Annotated in this window: 6 protein-coding genes; 2 read left to right on the plus strand and 4 right to left on the minus strand. The window is 60.0% G+C overall.

Going from position 1 to position 6,898, the window contains the following annotated elements:
- Nucleotides 1-204 precede the first annotated feature (204 nt).
- Nucleotides 205-1,164: a hypothetical protein gene (locus FJ398_24640; GenBank protein MBM3841083.1), complete on the plus strand. Its 960-nt coding sequence runs from the start codon at nt 205-207 to the stop codon at nt 1,162-1,164.
- Between the two features lie 174 nt (nt 1,165-1,338).
- On the opposite strand, the gene FJ398_24645 is transcribed toward FJ398_24640, so the two are convergent.
- From FJ398_24645 to FJ398_24655, 3 genes are all read right to left on the minus strand, one after another.
- Nucleotides 1,339-2,463 (minus strand): agmatine deiminase family protein, encoded by a 1,125-nt coding sequence (locus tag FJ398_24645; GenBank protein MBM3841084.1) that lies wholly within the window; start codon nt 2,461-2,463, stop codon nt 1,339-1,341.
- A 356-nt stretch (nt 2,464-2,819) separates the two neighbouring features.
- Nucleotides 2,820-3,545 (minus strand): glycosyltransferase, encoded by a 726-nt coding sequence (locus FJ398_24650; protein MBM3841085.1) that lies wholly within the window; start codon nt 3,543-3,545, stop codon nt 2,820-2,822.
- 214 nt (nt 3,546-3,759) lie between these two features.
- Nucleotides 3,760-4,539, minus strand: a complete 780-nt coding sequence (locus FJ398_24655) for a carbon-nitrogen family hydrolase (protein ID MBM3841086.1) — start codon at nt 4,537-4,539, stop codon at nt 3,760-3,762.
- A gap of 428 nt (nt 4,540-4,967) precedes the next feature.
- On the opposite strand from FJ398_24655, the gene FJ398_24660 reads away from it, so the two are divergent.
- A complete protein-coding gene (locus tag FJ398_24660; GenBank protein ID MBM3841087.1) occupies nt 4,968-5,378 on the plus strand; it encodes a hypothetical protein in 411 nt (136 codons plus the stop codon).
- Nucleotides 5,379-5,496: 118 nt separating this feature from the next.
- On the opposite strand, the gene FJ398_24665 is transcribed toward FJ398_24660, so the two are convergent.
- Nucleotides 5,497-6,898, minus strand: a 1,402-nt coding sequence (locus FJ398_24665; protein ID MBM3841088.1) for an AMP-binding protein, incomplete at its 5' end; no start/stop codon positions are given.

Below are 6,898 nucleotides of genomic sequence, written 5' to 3' on the forward strand. Positions count from 1 at the left end.
CTTTTGTCCGTGGCCTGCGTTGGCTCGGTCCTTACAGCCCGCGTTGGGGATGCTCGGACCTCGCCGCCTTGGCCACAGCCAAAATCCCTCGCCGCAGGACCCCGCGCAATTTTCGGACACGCTCTAAGACTCGACGGCAGCGGCCAGACCGAGCGGCTGACATACTTCAGCGATTATCCCGGCTACAAGGCGTCGAATCCGGCCGTGAGCGACGATGGCCGGTTCATCGCGTTTCAAATGGCGAAGTCTCGCGACCCCGCCGGTGTAGGCTACGGGATTTTCATCTACGACATCGCGATGGCCAAACAACTTTCGGGCCGAGCCCAGGGCGCAAGTTACCGTGCGGTCGCGGGCTTTCCGCAACTGCCTTCCGGCTGGACGCTCGGCGCCGTGTCTGGCGTCGCGACCGATGCCAAAGGCAACGTCGTGCTTTTCCATCGCGGCGAGCATCCGATCCTGGTGTTCGACCAGAGCGGGAAGTTTCTCCGCTCCTTCGGCGACGGCCTGTTCAAGTCTGCGCACGGCCTGCGACTCGACAAAGACGACAACATCTGGGTGACGGACAACGGCAATCACACCGTCACGAAGTTCAGCCCGGGCGGCCAGGTGCTGCTGAGTCTGGGCGTGAAGGATTCGCCCGGTGAAGACGACAGGCGCTTCGACAAACCGACCGACATCGCGTTCGCGCCAAACGGAGATGTCTTTGTGAGCGATGGCTACGGGAATTCGCGTGTCGTGAAATTCAACCACGCCGGCAAGTTCCTTCTCGCCTGGGGAAAAAAAGGCACGGGTGAAGGCGAGTTCAATGTGCCGCACGCCGTTCGGCTGGACTCTCAAGGGCGGGTCTATGTCGCGGATCGCGAGAACGACCGCGTCCAGGTGTTCGATCAGAACGGCAAATTCATCCGACAGTTCGACGGCTTCGCGCCGTTCGGCCTTTTCATCACGCCGGATGAAACGGTGTTCGTGGCGGATGGCCGGGCGCATCGCGCGCTCAAGATGACGTTGGAAGGAAAGATTCTTGGGGCGTGGGGCGAACTGGGTTCAGAACCCGGCAACTTCATCCTGCCGCACGGAATCACGGTCGGGAGCGACGGTGCGGTGTACGTCACCGAGATCAACGGGAAGCGGGCGCAGAAGTTTGGCGTGATGCGCGGCAACTGAACAGACCCTAAGGCCGCGTTTTCTGGAGATACAGTTGTTGGGGATGAAACGGGATGATCGTCAATCTGCGGCGATTGATATTCACGAAGGCATCCAGCGCCAGGTTTGGCGAAGCGAGGACATCTGATTCTCCGCTCGCCTCGCTTAGGTGGATGGCAGCCACCAAGCCTTGCCTCAAGCGGGTTGCTGCTGCGTCAGGCAATGCAGTGTGCCGAAGCCGAGCACCAGATCCACCGCGTGAATGCCCACCACGGGCCGATCCATGAACAGTTCCGAGAGAGTGCCCAGAGCAATGCGGTCGTTCGGGTCGTTGAATGTCGGCACCAGCACGGCCGCGTTGGCGATGTAGAAATTGGCGTAGCTGGCTGGCAAACGGCAGCCACCGAAGTACAGCGGCGCCGGCATAGGCAGCGGAACAACTTCCGGTTTTGATCCGTCCTCCAAGCGCAAATCCTGAATGCGTTCCCAGTTCTCGGACAGCGGACGATAATTGGCGTCCTTCCGGTTCGTTTCTTTGATCAGCACGACGGTCTCCGGATTCACGAAGCGGCAGATGTCGTCGATGTGTCCGTGCGTGTCGTCGCCGACGGGGCCGGCGACGAGCCAGAACACGTTCGTCACGCCTAAATACTTTTTCAGCGTCTCGTCGATTTCCTTTTGACCCAGGCCCGGATTGCGGACCTGAATTTTCGGATCGAGATAACATTCCTCCGTGGTGAGCAAAGTGCCGCGGCCGTTCACCTCGATGCCGCCGCCTTCCAGAACAAAATCTCTGCCGTGGCACTCGGCACGGAAGAGCTGTTTGCGCAGCAGCTTCGCGGCGGTCTCCGGCACACGGCGATCCTTCTGCCAATCGCGGTATTTGGCCCAGGCGTTGAAATGGAAATGGACGATGGCGGTTTCGGATTTGCGATCGGCGATTGGTGGTCGGCGATTGGCGATTGGCGATTGGCGATTTCTGCGCTTCACGAAGATCGGCCCGCTATCTCGCGTCCATCCACGATTCGTCGGATGAACGACGAACTGAATACGCCGCACGTCCGCGCGGGCCCGCCTCAGGTATTCTTGCGCTCGTTTCGCGTCGGTCTTGGAATTGACGAGCATCCGCACGATTTCGCCGGGAGCAATTTTGCGCGCGATTTCGCCATAGACCCAGCGGATGGTGTCGAGTTTGCCGGGCCAATCGGTTGGGTTGTGCGGCCAGCCCAACCACGTCGCCTCGTGTTTCTCCCATTCTGCGGGCATGGAAAAACCAAACTCGGCCGGGGGAGAGGTTGTATCGGTTTTCTTTTTCGGCATAAAAGCGGCGCGCAGAATAGGACCTTCAAGAAGCCAGTTCAATGTGCTTCCGCGCTTTCCGAAACCCGAAGGGCTGGCGGCGTTCTTGGTTTAACCGTCTCGATCCAGTTCAACCACGAATGAACACCAATCAACACGAATTCGGACGGGGATGAAGTGCCCATGCACCGGGTCAGCGTCAAGTCACGGCAAAGTGATCCTTGACGTGAACGTCGAGAAAGCGCCGGAACCCATTCTTATTCGTGTCGATTCGTGTTCATTCGTGGTTCCTGATTGAATTGTTACGGCTTAGAAATTCGTCTTTCGACATTCTCCCGGAGCAGTGGTCGGCAGCGTTGGAGCGCGACGCGAGCAGCCTACCGCCTTCCATCGTAGAAAACCGGAAGATCTTTCGGATTCCGGAGCGTCGCGCGCGGCGAGCGCGCGAACCGGAACAGAAGCTTCAATATTTCGGGCTTGCTGTAGAGATGCAGCTTGCGGCTCGACGTGATGGGCGGGTGTTTGCGCAGCATCACGATCTGCGAACCGTTCCGCTTCGCCCAGGCGTGCATCCGTCTTCCCAGGTCGGCGTCTTCGGCTGCATATAAATCTTTGCTGAACCCTCCCAGTTCGCGAAACACATCGGCGCGACAAAATATCAGGCAGCCCGGTGTGATCCGAAAAAGCAGAAAGAGCCAGTTTCCCGCCGCCAGCAGAGGCCCGGCCCACCAGGGGATCGTATCGAAGGCGACTACCGTGCCGCCTCCGACATGCGTCCCGCTCCGCATGGTCTCCAGGACATCGGCCAGGGTTTCCGGTGGCAGCAGCGAGTCCGCGTCAAAGAACAGCAGCCAATCGCCCGTGGCCGCGGCGGCGCCGGCGTTGCGAGACCGGGCGATCTGATTGACGGGTTCAAAGACAACGCTCGCCCCCGCGGCTCGCGCCAGGTCCCCCGTGCCATCCGAGGAATTGTTATCGACGGCGATGACTTCGGCGGACAGACCTGGCTGCGCGTTGGCCTGGATGGCGGCGAAAACGCTGCGCACGCAGCGTTGAATCCACTTGGCCTCATTGAAGGCCGGAATGATGACGGACAGTTTCATCCAATGTAGGGCAGGCTTCCAGCCTGCCTCTCGCGGAAGTGTCCTCACGGACGCGGCTTTTCCTTAACAGGAGGCAACAGAGATAACAGAGGTTTGGCTCCGCATGTCTATTGCCGGCTGTTCAAGCTTAGCTGCTTGCCCTGCCGCGCTCCACCGGAAATAGACAGCCCCAGGGAAGGATCGTTCCGAAGATTGCGGCCGCTAGATTGGAGTGTTACCTCGGCACGAATTCCGACCGCATGTCACCGAGCGCGGGAAACTCGTTCCGCCACGAAATCACTCTCCCCACGCCCACCTCCGCGCTCACCAATTGCTCCTCTCCCGAACCTTCGGCGACGACTTCTCCTTGTGGATCGACGATCAGGCTGCGGCCCGGATACGCGAGCTTGGGATCGTTCCCCACGCGATTCACGCCGACGACGTAAGCTTGATTCTCAATCGCTCGCGCGCGGAGCAGTGCCACCCAGTGATTCAATCGTCGCGTCGGCCAATTCGCGATGACCGCCAGCAAATGCGCGCCGCGCCGCGTGGCGACGCGAAAGATTTCAGGGAATCGCAAATCGTAGCAAACGAAGGGAGCGACGACGAAATCGCCCCACGGAAAAGTCACGATCTCGCTTCCCCCTGCGTAATGCTGGGTTTCGCCGCCGAAGCTGAAGGGATGAATCTTGGCGTAGCGGCAAAGGAACATTCCGTTCGGATCAAAAGCGACCGCTTCATTTCGCCCCCGGCCGTCCTCAGCCCGGGTGACAAGTCCGCCCAGAAGAAAAGCGCGGTAATGCCGGGCGGCATTCGCCAAGAACGTCTCGGTTTCGGACGGATTGTTTTCGCGAATGCCCGCGACGTTCATGCTGAAGCCGGTGGAAAACATTTCCGGCAGCACGATGAGAGCGCCGGCAGGAATCGAGGCGGCGTCGAGCAAAGAACGGACGCGGGCGTAATTCGCCTTCTTGTCTTCCCAGACGCAATCAAGCTGGCAAGCGATGATTTTCATGAGCCGCGAAAGTTATTCCGCAGGCATCTTCTCAGGCTTGTCCGGTCCGCTCAAGCGCGGTTCGCCATGACCCCTTACGTTGATTCAAGAAGGAGCGCGGGCAGCTTGCCCGCGTGGGGGTATGGCGAGATTTTTGAAAAACTCGCGGGCAAGCTGCCGCGCTCCTTTGGCTCGATTCTTGAATCATCCGTGGAAGGTGCGGTTCATTGGGATTTGGCCTTGAGTCGAAGGCGCTCGGAGGAATACCCCGCCCTAAGCGTCGGCAAGAGAGCCTGAGCACAATTTTCCGAACGATTTCGTGATGGACTCCTTTCTCAGTGCGAATCTCCGCCCGACCGGCCTCGACCGTGCAGTCCTTCGCGGTCCAGAACGAGCTTCCGCCTGGCTGGAACGCGACCCACGTCTCGCACAAGGGGAAATTCGACCCCGTGAATCGCCAGGTAAAGTGGGGTCCGTTCTTCGACAATCAGCCGCGGGAGTTGACCTATCAAACCACGTCAAGCCGCGACACTGCGAACGAAGCGCTCTTTGCTGGCCCGGCTTCATTCGACGGCAACCGCGTTGTGATCGCGGGATCACGACACGTCCGAGCCACGGTTCGCCTCGCTTCGTGGAAACGGTCTGCCAACGGAGATCTGACTTTGACGCTGCATGGTAGGCCGGGCGCGGAACTGACAATTGAGGTTTCGAATGACTTGCAGACGTGGACCGCCGTCGGCACCGCGATGAACCCCGACGGCGAAGCGATCTTCCAGGTCCCGGCGTCACGCGCATCGGCCTCGCGCTTTTTCCGCGCGGTGGCAGGGACGGATTCCACTCCGTCCCACTTTAGACCGTGAGGCAAAACGACAATCCGAAAAAGTGACGATGGAACGCGGAGGCGCCAGGTTTTCACGTCGTCGGTCTGCCGTGCACCCATCGCATCGGGATTGATCAGGGACGCGGTGGAACGCGTCCTTACCTCACGCCCAATTCCTCCGCGCTGATCTCTCGCATGCGAAACTTCTGCACTTTTCCCGTCACCGTCGTGGGGAATTCGGTGACGAACTTCACGTAGCGTGGAATCTTGTAGTTCATGATCTGGCCTTTGCAGAACTCCTGGATTTGCGCCGCGGTCACTTCGGCGCCGTCCTTCAGCTTGATCCACGCCACGACTTGCTCGCCGTAATAATCGTCCGGCACGCCGATCACGTAGGCCTCCGCGATCTTCGGATGCCGGAACAAAAACTCCTCGACTTCGCGCGGGAAAATCTTTTCCCCGCCGCGGCAGATCATGTCTTTGATCCGTCCGGTGATTCTGACATACCCGGCCTCATCCATGACTGCCAGGTCGCCGCTGTGCAGCCAGCCGCTTGCATCGATGGCGTCCCGCGTGGCTTGCGGATTGTTATAATAACCGCGCATGACGTGGTATCCCCGGTAACAAAGCTCGCCTTGCGCGCCGCGCGGCAGGATGCGCCCGGTCGTGGGATCGATGACTTTCTGTTCCTGATGCGGCATGACTTGGCCGACTGTGCTCACGCGCACGTCGATGGGATCGTCCGCTTCGGTCATGTTGCAGATAGGCGAGGCTTCGGTCATGCCGCAGCCGATGGTGATTTGCTCACAGTGCATCTCTGCCATCACGCGCTTCATGATTTCAATGGGACACGGGGCCCCGGCCATTACTCCGGTTCTCAATGAGGTCAGGTCGAACTCGCGAAACTGCGGGTGGTCCAGTTCCGCGATGAACATTGTCGGCACTCCGTGCACCGCCGTGCAACGTTCCTGCGCGATGGCCTGGAGCGTGGGCAACGGACTGAAGTGCGGCGCGGGCAAGACCATCGTGGCGCCCCGCGCGACGCACGTCAGGTTGCCCACGACCATCCCGAAGCAATGATAAAACGGGACGGGAATGCACAGCCGGTCCCGGTGGGTAAAGCTCAGGCGTTCGCCAATCCAGAACGCGTTGTTCAGCAGATTATGGTGCGTGAGCATCGCGCCTTTGGGAAACCCGGTTGTGCCCGACGTGTACTGGAGGTTGATAACGTCGTCGAAATTGAGCGAAGCCTGGCGCTCCGCCAGCGCTTCCGCCGCGACGCGCTCCGCTTCGCCCAACAAGTCCCGCCACCTCAGGAAACCCTCAAGCTGACGCTCGCCGAGCGAAATCAGACCGCGCAAGTGAGGAAACCGCGGCGTTTGCAACGCGCGCCCGCGGCTCGAAGCAATTTCAGGAATCAATTGCCGCAGCATCTGAGAGCGTGTCCGAAAATTGCGCGGGGTCCTGCGGCGAGGGATTTTGGCTGTGGCCAAGGCGGCGAGGTCCGAGCATCCCCAACGCGGGCTGTAAGGACCGAGCCAACGCAGGCCACGGACAAAA

It is taken from the genome of Verrucomicrobiota bacterium (assembly GCA_016871535.1).
Taxonomy (GTDB): domain Bacteria; phylum Verrucomicrobiota; class Verrucomicrobiia; order Limisphaerales; family SIBE01; genus VHCZ01.